The 18,537-nt window shown below is 62.1% G+C and carries 13 protein-coding genes; all 13 read right to left on the bottom strand.

The window, feature by feature from the left end; genetic code table 11:
* Positions 1 to 51: 51 nt before the first annotated feature.
* Positions 52 to 975 carry a DUF4123 domain-containing protein gene (locus CSQ91_RS04750; protein WP_099387507.1) on the bottom strand — a complete coding sequence of 308 codons (924 nt, stop codon included), beginning with the start codon at positions 973 to 975 and terminating at the stop codon, positions 52 to 54.
* Positions 972 to 3,773: a type VI secretion system Vgr family protein gene (locus CSQ91_RS04745; RefSeq protein WP_099387506.1), complete on the bottom strand. Its 2,802-nt coding sequence runs from the start codon at positions 3,771 to 3,773 to the stop codon at positions 972 to 974. The genes CSQ91_RS04750 and CSQ91_RS04745 overlap by 4 nt, the downstream gene beginning before the upstream one ends.
* 109 nt (positions 3,774 to 3,882) lie before the next feature.
* Positions 3,883 to 5,229, bottom strand: coding sequence for a hypothetical protein (locus tag CSQ91_RS04740; protein ID WP_143450942.1), 1,347 nt, complete (start codon positions 5,227 to 5,229; stop codon positions 3,883 to 3,885).
* Between the two features lie 7 nt (positions 5,230 to 5,236).
* Positions 5,237 to 5,503, bottom strand: coding sequence for a PAAR domain-containing protein (locus CSQ91_RS04735; protein WP_034788038.1), 267 nt, complete (start codon positions 5,501 to 5,503; stop codon positions 5,237 to 5,239).
* Between the two features lies 1 nt (position 5,504).
* Entirely contained in the window at positions 5,505 to 7,619 is a 2,115-nt protein-coding gene (locus CSQ91_RS04730) for a phospholipase effector Tle1 domain-containing protein (protein WP_180278343.1), read from the bottom strand.
* 1 nt (position 7,620) lies between these two features.
* Entirely contained in the window at positions 7,621 to 8,127 is a 507-nt protein-coding gene (locus CSQ91_RS28510; protein WP_143450941.1) for a hypothetical protein, read from the bottom strand.
* A gap of 309 nt (positions 8,128 to 8,436) precedes the next feature.
* Entirely contained in the window at positions 8,437 to 8,937 is a 501-nt protein-coding gene (locus tag CSQ91_RS28505; protein WP_143450940.1) for a hypothetical protein, read from the bottom strand.
* Positions 8,930 to 9,415: a hypothetical protein gene (locus CSQ91_RS04725; RefSeq protein WP_099387503.1), complete on the bottom strand. Its 486-nt coding sequence runs from the start codon at positions 9,413 to 9,415 to the stop codon at positions 8,930 to 8,932. The genes CSQ91_RS28505 and CSQ91_RS04725 overlap by 8 nt, the downstream gene beginning before the upstream one ends.
* A complete protein-coding gene (locus tag CSQ91_RS04720; protein WP_180278342.1) occupies positions 9,412 to 10,326 on the bottom strand; it encodes a DUF4123 domain-containing protein in 915 nt (304 codons plus the stop codon). Before CSQ91_RS04720 ends, CSQ91_RS04725 begins: the two co-directional genes overlap by 4 nt.
* A complete protein-coding gene (locus CSQ91_RS04715; protein WP_099387502.1) occupies positions 10,323 to 12,860 on the bottom strand; it encodes a type VI secretion system Vgr family protein in 2,538 nt (845 codons plus the stop codon). The genes CSQ91_RS04720 and CSQ91_RS04715 overlap by 4 nt, the downstream gene beginning before the upstream one ends.
* 66 nt (positions 12,861 to 12,926) lie before the next feature.
* A complete protein-coding gene (gene tssH, locus CSQ91_RS04710; protein WP_099387501.1) occupies positions 12,927 to 15,587 on the bottom strand; it encodes a type VI secretion system ATPase TssH in 2,661 nt (886 codons plus the stop codon).
* Positions 15,588 to 15,632: 45 nt separating this feature from the next.
* Positions 15,633 to 16,727, bottom strand: a complete 1,095-nt coding sequence (gene tssG / locus CSQ91_RS04705) for a type VI secretion system baseplate subunit TssG (RefSeq protein ID WP_099388562.1) — start codon at positions 16,725 to 16,727, stop codon at positions 15,633 to 15,635.
* A complete protein-coding gene (gene tssF, locus CSQ91_RS04700; protein ID WP_099387500.1) occupies positions 16,691 to 18,535 on the bottom strand; it encodes a type VI secretion system baseplate subunit TssF in 1,845 nt (614 codons plus the stop codon). The genes tssG and tssF overlap by 37 nt, the downstream gene beginning before the upstream one ends.
* Positions 18,536 to 18,537: the final 2 nt, after the last annotated feature.

The following is an 18,537-nucleotide window of genomic DNA, read 5'->3' as shown; positions in this document are numbered from 1 at the left end:
TTGCCGCAAGCAAACGCCAAGGCCAAACTCAGGCACAGCGCCGGCAGCCGGTCAAGCTTCAACCTGTACGCCCCATAAAGGTGGGCCGGCTTCCCATACATCGTCGGACAAGGCTTGCATGGCTTCATAAAAACTTTCGATAGAGGTGGGTGGGTCTTGCATCAGGGCGATGAAATCGGGATGTTCAATGCCTGCGCCGGACGTGTACAGGGCCAGCAGCAGATATTGCGTCTGGCGGTCCAGGTCGTCGATGCCGGCGGCCAGCGCGCGCTGCTGGTAGCGGGCGACGAATTCGTACAGCAGCCGGGGCGGGGTATCGTTGGTTTCGTCCGTGATCACCCGCCGCAAATGGCTGATCAACGTATCGGCGTCGCCGGCATCGACCAGCATGCCGTATTGCGCATCGTCCAGGTGGATGAGCGGCGAGTCCATGAGCGCAGCGTCCGGTGCAGCACCGGCAGTGTCGACCTCCAGCAGGACGGCAACGTCGCCAAAACGGTTGATGTACTGCAAGCTCAACAGTCCAGCCACGAACTGCTCGCGCTGCAGCGGCTCCAGGCAGGCCAGCCAGACCGGCAGGATGCGCGTGTCATACCAGCGCAGCATCATCTGCTGCTCGTCGCTCAGGCCGACGGCGTGAAACTGGCGCAAATGCCGCGCCAGTTCGGGCAAGGGCCATGGACTTTCCATCCAGCTCAGGCAAGGCGCGCCATAACCGAGCTTTTCGGCCCAGTCGCAGACTTTTTCCAGCATGGCCGGCGCAAGGCCGGACAGCCGTATCAGCAGGGGCGCGATCTCGGGCAGGCTCGCTTCGTGGGTTTCCTCGAACAGCGACGCATAAGGCACTTTCCAGCGCTGCAGCATCAGGTGGCTGTTTTCGGCTTGCGCACTGTCGAGCAGCAGATAAGGCAGGCTTTGCCGCTCAAGACTGGCCCGGACCCAGTTGTGCAATGCCGAAACGCTGTCGGGCGTCACCGCAGCACTCCCGCTGCGCCCTGTTGCATGGCGCTCAAAATGCAGCTTTTACACGTGCTCGATGGCAATGGCGGCATCACATATGGTGCGCGCGTGGGCCCGATGAAGCTTTTCTTGCCGGCAAATACGGTGATCTTGCCCGGGCACTGGATGGTGATATTCCCGCCCTCGATGGTGATGTTGGCCCCGCCCGCCGTCGACAGGCGGATGCTTGTCGCCGCCGCCCAGTCGACATGCGCGTTGGCGCTGATGACGTTGACCTCGTCGCGCGCCTGGAGCCGCAAGGTGTCGCCTTGCGCCTGCGTGTCGATGATGCCCTGGGCGGCGATCAGTTGCACCCCGGCATCCCCCTCCCCGGCCTTGACGGCGCCGCCCAACATGCCGATGGCCTGGCCCGTGTGCAGACGCCACTGGCCGCCGCTGCTCCATTGCGTGTCTTGCCCGCTCATCAGGACGACGCTCTCGCCATTGGCCAGTTGCAGGTCTTGCCCGGCGATCAGGCCCAGGTCAGCCTTGGCGGCAATCGCGATCAGCGAGTCCTTGGTGTGCGGCAATTGTTCGTGCATGCCCGCCACGCTGGCCTGCACGGCTTTCAGGGGCGCCGCCTGCTCGTCGAGTTCGCTGGCATCCGGCGCGCTGGCGCCGATATGGCTGGCGTAAGCCACCGTCTGGTGCGTCTTGGCGGCAGCGCTGAAGGTATCTCCCAGCAGTACCGCCTGTTTCATCAACGCGATACCGCCGGCATTGTCGCCGGACGGATCGCGTTGCGCAGCCTCGTGCTTGAGCACATAACTGGATACCAGCAGGCCTGCGCCCGCCCGCACCGCGCCATACGCATCCGTGCGCAGCTCGGCGCCGGCGCCGCGCAGGCTGCCGCGGTAATTGTCGGCACCGTGGATCAGATGCCCCAGGCTCAGTTCGCTGGCCGCATGGCTGCTTTTCAGCTGCACCCGACCCTGGCTGTCGGTGTCGTCGAACAGCAGCTGGTTGTAACCGGCCATGCCGCCCGCCTTGCCGAACTCCTTGCTGCGGATGCCCCATTGCGCTGCTCCATTGCGGTGCGCCGCGCTGGCCCCGGCGGCGCCATGCCACAGCGGGCTATTGCCGCCCGCCAGATTGCCCTGGCCCGCTACCGCGTGATCGTGGGCCGGCTGGAACACGCCGGCGTCGCCTGGCTCGCCCCCGACGCCGCCCGGGGTCGGTTTGGTGCCGCCCTCGCCCTGCCCGTTGTACAGCGCGCCGATGATGACGGGCCGGTCGATATCGTTTTCCAGGAATTGCACCAGCACTTCCTGGCCGATGCGCGGCAGGAACTGGCTGCCCATGCCGCCGCCGGCCGCGCGCTGCGCCACGCGCACCCAGCAAGTCGCGCCAGTCTCCTGTTGCCAGTGGAAGCGGATGCGCACCCGGCCCAGCCTGTCGCAGTAAATTTCATCGGCGCCACCGGCCACGTCATTGCCATCGGCGCCGACGACGATGGCGCTCTGGCTGCCCAGGGCGGTCGGCGTGGCGTGCTGGCGCGCATCGTTGCCATCCTGTACCGGACGCCACGGCGTGCTTGCGGTGATCATCTCGATGCAGTTGGCGTAACCGCTGGCTTGCGCCTGGGCGATCGCGGCAGCGACATCGGCAAACCCTGCGCCCCACTCCGCCACGGTTTCTTCCAGCAATTCCGGTATCGGGCCGAACAGTTCCGCCAATCCCTCCAGGGCCGGCACTGGCAGGTTGTTGACGCCGATGCTGGCCACGCGCAGCACGACATATTCGGACGCGGCACCATCGGCCTGCGGTAACGGTCCCTGCGCCAGGGTAAAGCGCGTGCCGGCGCGCAGGGTGCGCACGGTCGAACGGGCCTGCCACAGCTGGGCGCGCGCTTCATGGGCCTGCATCTGCAACTGCGCGTAGCGCTGCGCCTGGGCGGCGCTGGCGTACCAGTACTGGCCCGGTGTGTCGTAGCTTTCCAGCACCGGCGCGTTCTTGCCGCCAAGCGCGATGTTGGCCGGCACGCTGGCGGCCACGGCCTTTTTCGCCTTGTAGTCATAGCTGAGCACGCTGCTCAGGCCCACCTGCAGGCTGCGCCGCGCGCTCAAGGCTTGCACGCTGTCGCTAGGCTCGCCGACGCGCGCGCCATGAAAGCGCAGCCCGCCAGCCTGCGCGCTGCTGGCGTCTTCGGGCGTGGCGCAGAGCTGGCTGCTATCGGCAAAGACGACCATGGTCTGATCGTCAAACCGCCAGGCCAGCCCTTCTTCGGTCAGCAGCCGGCGCACGAAATCGAAATCCGATTCGCGGTACTGGCAGCAATAGCTGCGTTCGCCCACGTCCTGCATGAAAGATGCGACCTCGTCGCTCCAGCGCCACAGCGCATATGGTGCATACGCTTGTAATACCTCGTCGACGATGTCCGTCACGCTCCGATCTTGCCAGACGCGGCTGTTACGCACTTGCGTCAGCAGAAACAACCAAGGCGTGATGCGCAGGCGGTAACGCGCCAGGCCGCCATTGCTGCCCAGCATGGCCGCCTCGCTGATGTAGCCGGAAAACTGCGTGCGCGTGCCATCCGCCAGGCTGATATGCAGGCTGGCCGGCTGGCCCAGCAGGGACGCCAGCGCAACATGGGCGCTGGTGGACAAGGCAATGATGTCGCGCGCGCCGACCTCCTGTAGCCCTTCGTCGGCGGCAAAGGCTTCGACCAGCAGGCCGCTGTCCGCGTCCTCGCCGATGGTCAATTCGTACAGCCGCGTGGCGCTCGTGAAAGCGGCCAGTGCGTCAGCAATCTTGTCGGTCGAGGCGGATGACATGCGATTCCCGTCAGTCGTTTACCACGATTTGCATATTTTGCAATTATTGTAGCGAGGAATGTATATCGCAGGAGCGCGATTGAAACCATTGCATGTGCACCCTTGCCGCTCAGGCGGGCATTACCACGACGCCAGCGCACTGTCCGCCGGTGGTGCCGAGCGCCAGCGCCGGTTTTTCACTGGCCAGTTCTACCGCCAGCGCAAGATGGACCAGATCGGCTGCAGCGCCGAAACTGCCTGCCGACTCCATGGGGCTCATCCGCTGTTCCAGCGGGTCGAGACCGGCCAGCAGCTGCAACATGGCGGCAACCACGGCCATGCTTGCCTGCGGGCGGTGATCGGCATCGCTGACAACATGGGCGATATCGGCGGCGTCCATGCCCGACGCCATGAGCGCGGCGGACATCACGCCATGCACGGCGGCGTGCGTCGCGGCACCCTGCGCGGTGCTGACCGGTCCCAGTATTGCGGCATGCGCCCAACCCTGCTCCGGCGCCCTGTCCGGGTTCCACAGCACGATGCCGCCCGCGCCTTCGGCAGGAATGAAGCCCTGCGGCGCGCTGGCGGAAAACACCTGTCCAAGCGCCAAGGCAGGCGCGAGTTCCTCGGGGTCCAGCAAGCTGTCGGCGCCGACGATGATGGCGCAAACGGCAGGCTGGCGGATGCCGTGCTGCAGGGCCGACAGCACGGTGAAAAGACAGGCTTCGCCGGCCGCCATCGGCTGCAAGACATAGCGCATGTCACGCCAGGCCGAATGCTGCCATGCCCGTGCAAAGACTGCGCCCTGCGCCGCGTCGCCGGATATCGCACCGGGCGCCAGCCAATACACGCTCACCGGGCCATCGATGCGGCGAACCAGGCTGCCCTGCTGCGCATGCAGGTCGTCAAGGATAGCGGCGAGCAGGGTCATCACGCGCGGGACACGCAGGCGCGTGCCGGCGGCATGCCCCATAGCACCGAGGTCGAGGGAATCGACGATACCGGCATGGGCCGGGTAGCCGGACGGGTGCAGGATGGCCTTGTCAGGCTTGAAGACTTGCTTGCGCGCCTTGCTGCCTTCGGCCGTTTCGGTCACGGCGCCATGGGGCGTCAGCGCGCTCCAGGCACCGATATGCAGGCGCACCAGGGGAATCGGCGGCGCCGGCGGTTCCTGCGGCAGCTCCTGCGCCGGCGCCGGGATCGCCGTGCTGGCAGGCAAAGACGGCACGGGTCCTGGGGTTGCCAGAAATTGCAGGCCTGTCCAGCCCAGAAAGGCCAGCAGCACGGGCGGTGCGCAGAGCATCAGTATTGCGCGCCCACCTGACAAATCCAGGCGCGATGGGGCCACGCTTGCCAGCAGAGCAATCCAGGCAATGCCGACAATTGCCAGCACAAGTACCCACAAGATTATCCTGAACACCAGCCGGCGGCGCGGACGGTGTACGGGCGGTGCTTGCGGCAAGGAAATATCGCTCATGATCCGCCTACCCTATCGTGGCCACGGGCAGGCTGGCGATCAGCGCGCAGCCGCAAGCGCTTTTATGCCCATGCAGCGCCACCTTGCGTCCGCCGATACTGAATACGGCACTGCCCTCGATGATCGGATTGCTGCCATGGCCCGGCAATGGACACGCGACCATGTCGCCCACCCTGGCGATGCCGATGCCGCGGATCGTATGCACGGGAGAGGCGCTTGCCACGACGCCGCCGTGGGTCGTCTTGTCGCCGAGCCGGATGATTGCGAGCGCCATGTCAGAATCCCAGCTGATTGCGCCGGAAGGCACTCCAGCCATCTTCAATCGCTTTTACCTGCGTATCGACGCCGTCGCTGATCGCCTTGGCCGCCTTGCTGGCGCCCCCCTGCACCTTGCGTGCAGCCTCGGTGGCCATGTCCCGGGCCTGGCTGGCGCCGCTCTGCACCTTGCGCCCGGCTTCGGTGGCCATGTCCTTGGCCTGGTTGACGCCGCTTTGCACCTTGCGCCCGGCCTCTGCCGCCAGCTCCTGGGTTGCGTCCGCCACCTCGCCGGCCTTTTTCTGCACGGCCGTCGCGGCATCGGTGATTTCTTTCTTGACGACGTTGACCGAAGTAATGACCATCTGCTGGCCGCGCTTCACGGCAGCGATGACGACCTGCTTGCCGCTCTGATACACCTCCACCGTATAGGTGACGCCAGCACGCACGGTATCGACGACAAATTTTTCACCCACCTTGTACGTATGCGTGGCCACCCGCTTGCCGCCTTCCCAGATTTCCACCACCACGCCCTCGGCCCGGTGATACACCTTGATCACGCCCTTCTTGATGGCAGTGACGGTATCGTCCAGCCAGTCCAAACCTTGCGCCAGCACATTGCGCGATGATTCTGTCATGCCGCGCGGACGGAAATAACTGAACGGTTCCACGCCGCCCATGAAGCCGGCCTTGGAATCATGCACCGCGGATTTGATGAAATTGAGTACGGGATCGGATGCCGTCGCTTGCCAGGCATCGAGCCGCCACTTTTCCGGGCGTACGATCATGCTGTACTTCATGCCGATGACCTGCAGCGTTGCTGCCGATACCGTGGGCAGAATATGCGACACGGCAAATTCTTTTGCTTTGGCGGCATCCAGCAACAACTCGGCTTCACGCGCAATGCCGGGATGACCTTTTTTGCTGCCACCTGCGCTCTCGGCTTCAATCAGGTCCGGTGTCTTGATTTTTCGCTTGGTCATGGTGCCCCATGTGGAATACAGGGCTTTCATGTGGGCCGTAACAGCTTGCTCCACGGTGGCGGGAGCACCAATTGCTGCCATGTATTGCTTATAAGACGCTTCGACTTCAGGCTTAAACTCAAAACGTTCTTCAAAAATTACCTTACTAGACTTATGGATATCGTCATAATCGACCAACCGTACACCGCTCTTTACTGCCTCGCGCATCATGTCGCGCATCGGAATACGCGCATAGCTATTCAAAATATTCTGGTTTTTCGGTTCGTACCCTCCCCCAACATCGGAATGGGCTCCCGGATACACTGTTTCAGTCCAACCAGACTTGAGCGCCCCATTCTTCCGGATCAGATCGACTGGAAACGAAAAACGCAACTCATGCGCCGCTACATAGTGCACGCAACGCTCGACCGCATGCGGTACTACCAGATTCTTTTCATTAAAGGGCGTATCGACGTTCAGCGCTGGCAAGCCAAACGAGGCAACCGTATCGAACAATCCCATAAAGTTGAAGCGTATGGGTACTCCCTTGTAACGCAGCAAGCCATCTTTTCCAGTGGTGCATGCTTTCAGCATGTCGTTGCTGAAAGCCCTGGCCAATGCTGCGCCGCGTGAAAAGCCAAAGATAGAAAGATTAATGATGGTAATCAGGCCATGTGCCTCGATCGCGGCAGCGAGACCATTGATATTGGCTGGCTTCCCCTTTTCTCTATAGGCCTTTAATGGGATGTTCAGCTTGGCAGCATTTTGCATAAGGACGACACGCAAACCTTCATCAACGTTAGTTTGCCCAAACTCGGTTCGGCGTGTTCCGCCAGCACCAAGCCCACGTCCGGCGGCTTCCGAATCTTCCACCCTCCTCAGCTTCTCGTCCATCCAGTCTGTCGCTGTACCATTAAAACGCGTCCCGACCCCAGCGATATAAATAGCGTAATTTGGAAAATTACCCCCCAGAAGAAATTGAGCCGACTGCCACAGCCGCGCCGGATTCGACCAACGCCGGAGGTCTTTATCCGCGTCTCTATTATTTCCAGTTCCATCAAAGTAGATACTGATATTTACAGTATCCGCGCAATTCTGTTTCGCACTGGGTTCTACGCCGGCAACATCACGGTTGCATGCCCGCGCCGCAAGCAATTTATCTCCTTCGGCCATATTATTTCTTCCTGTTAGCAAGAATTTTTTGACCTCTGGCTGTTTGTTCTGGTATGGAGTCCGCAAAGGTGAACTCGACCGTATCATCGGGATAAAGATGTATACCGAGATAACGCGTTCCCGGAGATATCTGCTCCGGCGAAATGACGAGTTGGTTCTTTGGGGTCACCACCTCGCCATTGCGCGGTGTACCCTCTGGCCCATCCAATCTCCATCGCAATGTTTGAATTCCAAACGGAATGTAAACATCGGTAATAGTGCCCGTGCGCCCGTACCTATTCATCACGCCCAAGCCGGTGCCGTTAAAAGAAATATCAATAATGATTCGATCAATATAAGAGAACACTTCTACATGCAGCGCTGTTTCTTTTTGCATTTTTTTCTTTCCTTGTCCACAAGCCGCAAGCGGCATCATCAAACCCAAACCTATCAAGCCGATGACACTCCGCCGGCCTGATAGCAATGGTCGTGATTTATGAATAACCATATCTCGTTCGTCGCCTGTCATGATGTTATGCCCTTATGCTGTGTGTGTGACCAAGTGTGCTGCTAGCTATCATTTCAACGCAGCCTTGCGCCGGTTTTCACCGCAGCGATATCACGGCTGCAGGCGCGGACACCTACCGCCCTGTTTCGTGTATCGGCTTGCCTAGATAGAGAACATCTACACTTTCAGCCGATTTCTTTTCGCAAGGCCTGACTGCGTCCACCAGCGAGATTGCCAGCCCAGTGCAATCACCATGGTGGCGTGACGCCTGCCTGGCGGCGAAAGTGCCAATTTTTGATTTGCCGCGTTTCTTCCATCATTGCACCCATATTATTTTTTCCTGTCAGCACGAATTTTTTGACCTCTGGCTGTTGGTTCTGGTGGGCCCTCAACAAAGGTGAACTCGACCCTATCGTCGGGGTAAAGATGTATGCCAAGATAGCGCGTTCGTGGCGGTATCTGTTCCGGAGAAATCACCAGCGGCCCCTTAGCAGTCACCACCTCGCCAATGCGCGGCGTACCCTTTGGCCCATCCAACTCCCAATGCAATGTCTGAACGCCGAACGGGATCTGGACACCAGCAATAGTTCCCGTAGCACCATACCGATTCATTACACCTAGGGGCGTACCGTTAAAAAAAATGTTGGTAATGACATGATCAATATAGGAGATCACTTCAACATTCAGCCATATCTCTTTCCGTACCGATTGCCTGCACGCCGCCAGCGGCATCATCAAACCCAGGCCTATCAAGCCGAGGGAGTGACGCCTGCTTCGCGGCGAAGGTGCCAATGTTTGAGTTGCCGCATTTCTTCCATCCTTGTCACGCATGTTGTTTCTTCCTCGCCGCCAGAATTTTCTCGCCTCGGGCTGTTCGTTCAGGTACGGAATCCGCAAAGGTGAGCTCGACCGTATCATCGGGGTAAAGATGTATGCCGAGATAACGCGTTCCCGGCGGTATCTGCTCCGGCGAAATCACAAGTTGATTCTTCGGAGTCATACGCTCGCCATTGCGTGGCGTTCCTTTTGGCCCGCCCAAAGTCCATTTCAATGCCTGAATCCCGAACGGAATATAAACATCAGTAACGGTCCCAGTGCCACCATACCTGTTCATCACGCCCAGGCCGGTGCCGTTAAAAGAAATGTCGGTAATGACCCGATCAACGTAGGAGAACACTTCTACATTCAATGCTGTTTCTTTTTGCACTCTCTGGCCGCAAGCCGCCAGCGGCAGTAGCAAACCACACGCCATCAATCCGAGCGCCAGCCGCCGGCCTGACTTCGTTGCTTCCTGTTTCCAGATGCTCATGGAAACTGGTCCATGGCAGCTTCAAAGCTGATATCGCCAGCCTTTACCTGCGCCAGCAGTGACGCAATGGCCGGGTTGGTCTGCAGCTTGTCGCCGTAGATCAGAGCGGCGCAGGTGTAGTTAAGAATGTCGCGCATGCCGGACAGCTTCAGTTTGCGCGCGGCCAACAGGTGTTTTTGCACGAGGCGGTAGTGTTGCGCGGGTGGAATATCCATCAGCAGCTGCGGCTGGTTTTCCTGCAGCATCGACAAGAGCTGGTCCGGCATGCCCGCTTCCACCAGCATGTCGACCTGCACCTGGGCCAGCTTGAGCGGCAAGGTCACCCGGTGGGGAGCCAGGCCGTTGTCGTTTTCCCCTGGCAGCACCTGCTGGGGATGGCCGTCGCGGTCCCAGTACCACCATGCTACTATGCCTTGCAGCAGGCGCTCGCGCTGGGATACGGTCAGTGCCTGCACCCCCACGTGCAAAGTCAGGTCGCTTTTCTGTCCCGTCAGGGTGCCCAGGATGGCCGGGTCCCAGAAGGCAAAAATCATGTCGGTGCCGTCCGGCAGCAGTATTTCGGTAAACGCCGCCAGGCTTTCCCACAGCGTGTCGAAATCATCAGTACTTGCAAGCAGCGTAAAGCTGGCGGGATGGCTGGCGGCGCCTTGCACGATGTCCGGCCACGCTTCGGTATCGGCAGCCAGTGGCGACAACGCCACCAGATGGGGAGCGTACGCTTCCGTATCGGACCCGAGCGCCGCCGGCAGCAGGCACTTGCTGTGCATGCTGATCTGCTCTTTTTCAAAGCGCGCCAGCAGCGTGCCGTCCTGGGCCTGGTCGACAATGGCATAACAGCTCAGTTCACGATTGTCGAGCGCGCTTGCCAGGTTTGCTGCAAACGAAGCCTGATCCAGAGGCAAAAAATTCATCGTTGAGATCCTTTGTTGACGAAGGCGGTACGCTGTTTTGCGCGCTTTTTCAGGCATTCCAGGCAGACTTCCTTGGGCAGCACCGGCAGCGCATACGGCATCGTCTTGGGGCCTGGCATCGAGAAATCGGCGTTATGGCTGATGCGCTGGCCACTCGTCATGTCGGTAATGCCCGCGCCGTTGATCCTGATGGCCGAGCCATCGGCACCGAGGATGATTTCCTTCTTGGCGAAAATTTCAATGCGGTCCGTGGCTGACAGCAGGCGCAATACCTTTTCGGCGATGATGTCGATGTCGCCGCCGTGCGCCTGGATCTCGACCTTTCCTTTCGATGCGAACAGCTTGATGCCCGCGTTGTATGCAAACAGGCTGATCTTTTCCTTGACGCTGACGATCAGGCTTTTACCGACAGCCAGGTTGGCATCCTCGCCCGTCGACATCGTGAGCTGTTCGCCGCTGTGCAGGTGCGTGCTCTTCGGCGTGGCGAGGCCGATGCCGGCCGGCGACGCCGCCAGCAGTACCGGCTCGGCGAAGCGGTTGGCGCCCTGCTGGCCGGCGCCGTCGTATTGCGCCTGGGTCGCGTCGATGAATTGCTGGAACGCCTGCTGCCCCGGCAGCGCCTCGGCACTGGACTTTTCCGCCACGTCCGACAGGTTTTGCGCCAGCTCGTGCGCCTGCGTCAGCTGATCGTACGCCTCGCGCACGTCGAGCTGGGAACCGCGCCCGCCGGGCCGGCCGTAGGTGCTGATGTACAGTCCCTTTTGCGTGGTGATGGCGCCATACGCATCCGAATTGAGGGCGAAGCCGGAACCGAAAAATCCGTCGCGCTGATTGCCCTGCTGCCCCACCAGATAGCCCAGGTTGAGCTGTGCATGGGTATTGCTGCTGTACAGCTGCACCCGGTTCTGCTCGGTGTTGTCGTCCATCACCAGCTGGTTGAAGCCCGCACCCTTGTATTCTTTCGATTTGTAGCCCGACATGCGTCCATCGGTATGCCACTGCGGCGCTTGTTCACCGTTGTAGATGCGGCCCGTGATGATGGGCCGGTCCACGTCCCCGTCGAGGAAGGTGATGATCACTTCCTGGCCGACGCGCGGCACATGCACGGCGCCATATCCCTCGCCGGCATTCGGATAGCTCACGCGCACCCAGCACGACGCCTTTTCATCGCCGGGATTGAGGCGGTCCCAATGGAAGCGCACCTTCACGCGGTTCAGGGTATCGGTATGGATTTCCTCGCCGGCCGGGCCGACCACGGTGGCCGTTTGCGGATGCATGGCCGGCTTGGCGTGCACAAAGGCACTGCGGTATTCCACGCTGCGGCGCTGCACTTCGAAGCGGTTGAAGCAGTGGCCGGTGCGCTCATCGCCGGTACCGGTCGGGGCCAGGTCGGCACGGTTCAAGCCCGCCTCTTCCTTGAACTGCTGCAGCCGGCCTTTCAGGCTGCCCGAAAAATCCTGTTGCATGCTGGACAGCGGCAGGTTGTTTTCGATTGCCCATTCCACGCCCAGCACGACGAACTGGCGCTCCTCGGCCGCCTCTTCGGCGTGGGCCGGATGGTCGAGCAGCGTAAACCAGCAGCCCACCGGCAGCCGGCGCACGCCCGAAGTGCCAAAAAACCGCTTGATGCGCGATTCCCACTCCTGCACCCGGAGGCGCGATTGTTGCGCGCCATGCTCGGTGTCGGCGCTGCTGTAGGCGCCCGTATATTCGTAGACCTCGAGCTGCGCCGGAATGCTGCCGTGCCCGGGCAATATCTGCACGGCGTCCTGGTGATTGCTGCGGGGCGCCTTGTAATCATAGGTGCGGGTCGCCAGTTGGCTGTTCGACAGCGTGCGGGCGCCGCCCCACTGGACGATCTTGTCCAGTTCCTCGGTGCCAGCTGCGCGGTGAAAGGCAATCTGCCCGGGCTGCAGCGGCTTGAGCGATTGTACCGAATCGGTGATGACCCACTGATGGCCGCTGCCATCGGCCGCCTGTTCGACATAGCCGTACCAGCCTTCGCTTTCCAGCATGCGCATGACGAATTGCCAGTCCGTCTCGTATTGCGTGCAATACGAGCGCTGGCGCACCGCCTGGTTCAGGTCGAACCTGAACTTGCCCTGGCATTGCGGATGGCCGCCCAGCACGTCGGCGATGATGTCGTCGGCGCCCTTGTTCTGCCAGATGCGCGCATCCTTGCGGAACTTGAGGAAGTGCAGGCAGCTGGCAAAAGCGATCTGGTAGGCCGACAGCTGCCCATCGCTGCCCAGCTTCCTGGCCGTATGCACGTAACCGTGGATGGGGCTGTAACTGGCGTCGGGCTGCAATACCCACAAGGTCACTTCCTGGGCGATCAGCTGCTTGAGTTCCACCGCATCGTCGAGCGACAGCAGATCGACGACATAGTCGTATCCCTGGCTCACGCGGTCGACCGCATGGACGCGCTGCGCCAGCAAGACATCGGCGCCCAGCGGCGTGTCCAGCTTGAGCAGCCGGGCGTGCTGTCCGATCCCTGCAAACAGATTGTCTGTTCCCTGCTCCGGATTAGCCATGCATGTCCATTCCCTTGAGTGACGCTGCGCCTGCCGACGCAGCCATGTTGCTTCGCGTGCGCATGCTTACTTGATGGTGTACTTGAACTGCCCCTGCTTGCTGGCGCTGACCTTGATTTTCGTGATCGCTGCGCCTTCGGCCATTTTGGCCAGCACCGACTCGGCGATCTCGGGCAGCACGGTGCCGTTGAGGATGTTGTCGACGTTGCGCGCGCCCGAATCGACTTCGGTGCAGCGCGCCAGCACGGCCTCGACCAGCGCCTCGTCGTGGCTGAATTCGGCCTTGTGATTGGCCGCGATGCGCTGGGCGATCTTGCCCAGTTTCAGGCCGATGATATTGACCAGCACATCGTCCGAGATCGGATAGAACGGGATCACTTTCAAGCGTCCCAGGAAAGCCGGCTTGAAGGTCTTCACCAGTTGCGGGCGGATCTTTTCCTCCAGCTGTTCCGGCGTCGGCAGGTCAGCCGCCGCCACATTCAGGCAGGCCTGCATCAGGATGCTCGAACCGACGTTCGAAGTGAGGATGATGATGGTATTTTTAAAGTCGATCTCGCGCCCTTCGGCATCCTCCATCACGCCCTTGTCGAAGACCTGGAAGAACAGTTCGAGCACGTCCGGGTGGGCTTTTTCCACTTCGTCGAGCAGCACCACGCTGTACGGGTTGCGCCGCACGGCCTCGGTCAGCACTCCGCCTTCGCCGTAACCGACATAGCCGGGCGGCGAGCCTTTCAGGCCCGATACGCTGTGCGCTTCCTGGTATTCGCTCATGTTGATGGTGATCAGCTTGCGTTCGCCGCCATACAGCACGTCGGCCAGCGCCAGCGCCGTTTCCGTCTTGCCCACGCCGGACGGGCCGACGAACAGGAACACGCCCTTCGGCTTGTTCGGGTCGTCCAGGTTGGCGCGCGAGGTGCGCACGCGCTGCGCCACCGCCTCGATCGCATGCGACTGGCCCAGCACGCGCTCTTCCAGCATATCCTTCAGCTTGAGCACCGTGCGGATTTCATCCTTGACCATCTTGCCCAGCGGGATGCCGGTCCAGCCGGCGACGATTTCCGCCACCACGTGGCCGTCGACCTGCACCGGCACCATCGGCGTTTCGCCCTGCAGCGCACGCAGGTCCTTCAGCAAGGCCTGCAGGTCGCCAGCCTGGCTGGCGTCCGGTTTCGCACCGGCGTTTTCCAGCTCCGCGCGTGCCGCCTTGACCTTCCCGGTCAGGGTCTTTTCGTTTTCCCAGCGCGCGGCCAGCGCCGCATGCTCGCCGGCAGCCGTGCTGCGCTGCGCGCGCAAGTCCTTCAGGCGCACCGGGTGGTTCCCGCCGCTCTTTTCCTCGCGCTCAAGCGTGGCGACTTCGGCATCGATGCGGTCAAGCTTTTTGACCAGGTTTTCCAGCAGGGCCGGCGTGGCGTTCTGGCCCAGCGCCACCTTGGCGCAGGCGGTATCGAGCACGCTGATGGCCTTGTCGGGCAGCTGCCGGCCCATGATGTAGCGGTGCGACAGCCGTACCGCTTCGGTGATGGCTTCGTCGTAGATGCGCACATTGAAATGCTTTTCCATCAGCGGCGCCATGCCGCGCAACATGGCGCAGGCCAGTTCCTCGCTCGGCTCCTCGATCTTGACGACCTGGAAGCGGCGCGCCAGCGCGGCGTCTTTTTCAAAATATTTCTTGTACTCGCCCCAGGTGGTGGCGGCGATCGTGCGCAGCTCGCCGCGCGCCAAGGCCGGCTTGAGCAGGTTGGCCGCGTCGTTCTGGCCGGCCGTGCCGCCGGCGCCGATCATGGTATGCGCTTCGTCGATGAACAGGATGATGGCGTGCGGGCTTTTCTTGACTTCGTCGATGACGTTTTTCAGGCGGTTCTCGAACTCGCCCTTGACGCTGGCGCCAGCCTGCAGCAGGCCCATGTCCAGCGTATGGATCTCGACACCCTTCAACACATCGGGCACGTCGTCCTGCGCGATGCGCAGCGCCAGCCCTTCGACCACGGCCGTCTTGCCCACGCCCGCCTCGCCCGTCAGGATGGGATTGTTCTGGCGGCGGCGCATCAGGATATCGATCGCCTGGCGGATCTCGGCATCGCGCCCGATCACCGGGTCGACCTTGCCATCGCGCGCGCGCGCCGTCAGGTTGGTGGTGAACTGGTCCAGCGCAGGGGTTTTCGACGCGGCCGCGCGCCCTTCGAGTTCGCCGACCGGATCGCCGCCCTCCCCCGCCTCGCCATCGGCAGCCGGGGCGCCTGCCGCCTCCTGCGAGCCTTGCGTGACCTTGTCGAGGTTGTGCTTCAGGTCGTCGAGCTTGAATTTGTTGAACAGTTTCGAACCGCGGTAAGCCAGCTGCGCCAGCTCCGGGTCGGTCAGCAGCGCCTGCAGCAGATGGGCGCTGCGGATGCTGGTCTGGCGGCCGGCCTGCACGTCGAGCGACGCGATCAGCCAGGCGTTCTCGAACAGCTTCGGCAGCCTGGGAGAAAACACGGGGGTGCGCGCATTGCCGGTCTGCAGGCGCGCCACTTCGGCCTGCAGGTCCGCTTCGAGCATGCTGACGCTGATGCCGCTGTGGCGGGCGATCAGCGCAAAGTCGCTGGCCGGCTGTTCCAGCAGGGCCAGGAACAGGTGTTCCAGGTCGACCTCGTATTGTCCGAGGCCGACGCAGATGCCGGCGGCGCGGGTGGCGGCGGTGCGGCTGGTGTCATTGAGCTTGCTGATCAGCGTCTTGAGGTTGATGCTCATGGGGCAAAGGTCCTTGTGTGGAAACGGAAAAAAAGAAAAGATGATTCATGCCAGCGCATGCAGTTCGTAGCGCACGTCGCCACGGTCTTGCGCGGCGCCGGAGGTGATCAGGAAGCTGTCCCAGCCCAGCCGCCCGCCGCTGCGCGGCTGCTCCAGCGTGACGCCATGCACATCCTCGGCGCGCAACACCAGCTGCACTTCGTATTCGAGGCACAGGCCGGTAAACATGGTGAGCATTTTTTCCAGCGCACGCGCCGCCGCACCGCCCGGCAGAAAGGCGTCGAAATGCATGCGCGCCAGCGGTCCGACCACCAGCCGCATGCGCAAGTCGCGCTGCCAGACGCGCGCGCCGACCAGCGCGGTCGAACCCAGCATGGCGTTCATGCCACCCAGACTGCTTTGCTGGTCGGGTGGCACGTCGTACCAGCAGCCGACAAACTGGGTCACCTTGATGGTCTGGCCAAAATAGGCCGACAATACCTGGCCGATCGCCACCGCCGATGGCGGCCGGTGCCGCATGGCGGCCGCAAAAAAACCCACCGACTCGTCGAGTACACCATCGCCGTCGTCGTACAGGCGCTGGCGCAGCGACGCATGGCCCAGGCCCGCCAGCGACAGCAACAGCGGCAGGAACTTGTCCCTGCCATCGAGCTGGTATTTGAGTTCCTGGCGGTACTTGCGCCACGCTTCGTAGAACAGCGCCAGCGCCCGGCTGGAAAAGGTGTCGAGAAAGGCGCGCGGTCCTTCGTCCTTTTCGTACAGCTGGTGCGCGGCGATGCGTTCGGTGTAGTGGGCCGGCAGCGCGCCGGCCACGCCGAGAAAGCCCATGAAGGCAGGCGTGATGCGGACGTATTTCAGTTCGCCGCCCCGCACGGCCTCGCCCAGCGCGCGCATGTCGGCCGCCAGGGCGCCCAGCTCGCGCGGTTCCGCCTGCACCGCTTCAAGCTGGCTGGGCGCAAAATTGAGCGACACCGAATTTTGAAAGCGCAGGTAGTTGGCCACCGCGCCCTCGCGCGCCATACCGTTGCGAACCAGCCAGAGTTCGAGCATGCGCACCGCCTGGAAGTACTGGAAGCGGTAAGGCTCGGCGAACAGGCGCTCGATTACACTAGGCTCAAATCGCCGCTGCGTGGTTTGCATCGCAACAACTCCTCTCCCGATTTTTTCGACAGCACCACCAGTTGGGTAAAACTGTTGGCATGCACGTACAGGCCGAGAAAACACTCGACGATATGGGCAAACGCATGGATGCCGCTGCCCACAAACGCTTCCTCGTCGAGCGTCAGCCGCACTTCCAGGCCGCGCACCAGGCAGGCGAAGGGATTGCCGGGCAGCCAGGCGTTGGCCGCCTTGTGGTCGATCGCCGCAATGCCGCTGATCTGCCGTTGCGAGGTCGCCGAGCGGGGCAAGTCATACAGGGTCAGCATTTCCTGGAACGCTTCCAGGCCGCTGCCCGACAGCGACAGATGGTTCAGCGACAGGTGCGAGATCAGGCGCCAGTGCGCGCCGCGCCCCCGCTCGAAGCGGTGCGATTCCGTCGGCTTGCGCAGGAAGTGGATGCTGCGCACGCTCGATCCGCCTTCCAGAAACAGGTCGCCGCCGCGCAGGCCATAGGTCAGTTGCGCCGGCAGGTCGCGGTTGGTGCAGCTCAGCTCCAGGCTGAGGGTATCGGTTTCAATCGCGGCCGGATCGAAATCGATGTCGACGATGGAAATCTCGGTCTCGTAACCGGGACTTTTCTCGCTGATGGTGTCATCGCGCCGCATCACCCAGTAATGGCCATCCCTGGCCGGCATCTGGCCGTGGCGCAGCGAATAGAACGGGCGAAATTCCGTGATCGACTCCCCTTGCGGCGTCTGGCGCACCAGCTTGACCGATTCGATGGCCTGCACCTCGAAGGCGTAGGCGCGGCGCGCATCGGCCAGCACCGGATAGCTGGCGGCCGTATGCGTCAGCCGGATCGGCTCGCCGCGCAGCCGGAACAGGTTGACCACCGGCGTGCAGCCCAGCAGCAGGTTATTCGTCGACATGGTGCCCAGCATGCGCGCGGTATTTGAATCCGTGCGCAGCCCGGCCAGGGCCAGGTGCAAGGTGATGCGCCGGCAGCCGGACGGCAGCGGCGCACACAGCGCGGCCAGGTCGATGTCGAAAAAATTGAATTTTTCGGAAAAACAGAAGTATTCGGTCAGCAGCCGGTAGGCCGGATGCGAACGGGCCGAAAACGGGATCAGCGCATCGTCCTCGGCATAGCCGGCGGCGCTGACGGGGATCTGCGCCAGCGCGCTCCAGCGTCCGCTGTCGTCCGCTTCCACATAGGCCTTGAGCGTGCGCATGAACAGCGCGTCGCGCAGCGCCGCGCAAAACGAAGGCTCGCCGTCGATGAATACGCGCAGCTTTTTGACACCCAGTTGCGCCAGACTGATCTGATCGGCGGTCGCTTCGATGACGATGCTGACGCTGGAGGTGGCGTTTGGCGGCAGTTGCACCTGCTCGGGCGCGTCGATGATGGCGGCAAACGCCGCATGCGTCAGCGCCAGCGGCGCCACGGTAACGGGATACGCGGTGCGGAACGTGCACGCGACGCCCTTGACGGGGCGTGTCGCCAGTTCGGTGCCGCGCGCAATCTCGGTGGCGGCCGTCAATTGCGCCGCCGCGCCGCTGTAGTCGAGACGCGCGATCGAGCACGAAGGAAACGGCCGCAGGTAATGCGGATACAGTACCTCGAACAGCGCCTCGGTGAATTCCGGGTAATCGTCATCGAGGCGTTTCGAAATGCGCGAATTGAGCAGCGCGAAGGACTGGATCATGCGCTCGATATGCGGGTCTTCGCAGACTTCGCCGCCGATCAGCAGCCGTCCCGCGATCTTCGGGTAGCGCTCGGAAAACTCGCGCGAATAGCGGCGCAGGAAACCCAGTTCACGTTCGTAATACGGTAATAATTCTTCCAAGT

The sequence above is a fragment of the Janthinobacterium sp. BJB301 genome (assembly GCF_002735685.1).
Taxonomy (GTDB): Bacteria; Pseudomonadota; Gammaproteobacteria; order Burkholderiales; family Burkholderiaceae_D; genus Janthinobacterium; species Janthinobacterium lividum.
This window is presented reverse-complemented; position numbering and strand designations above follow the sequence as displayed.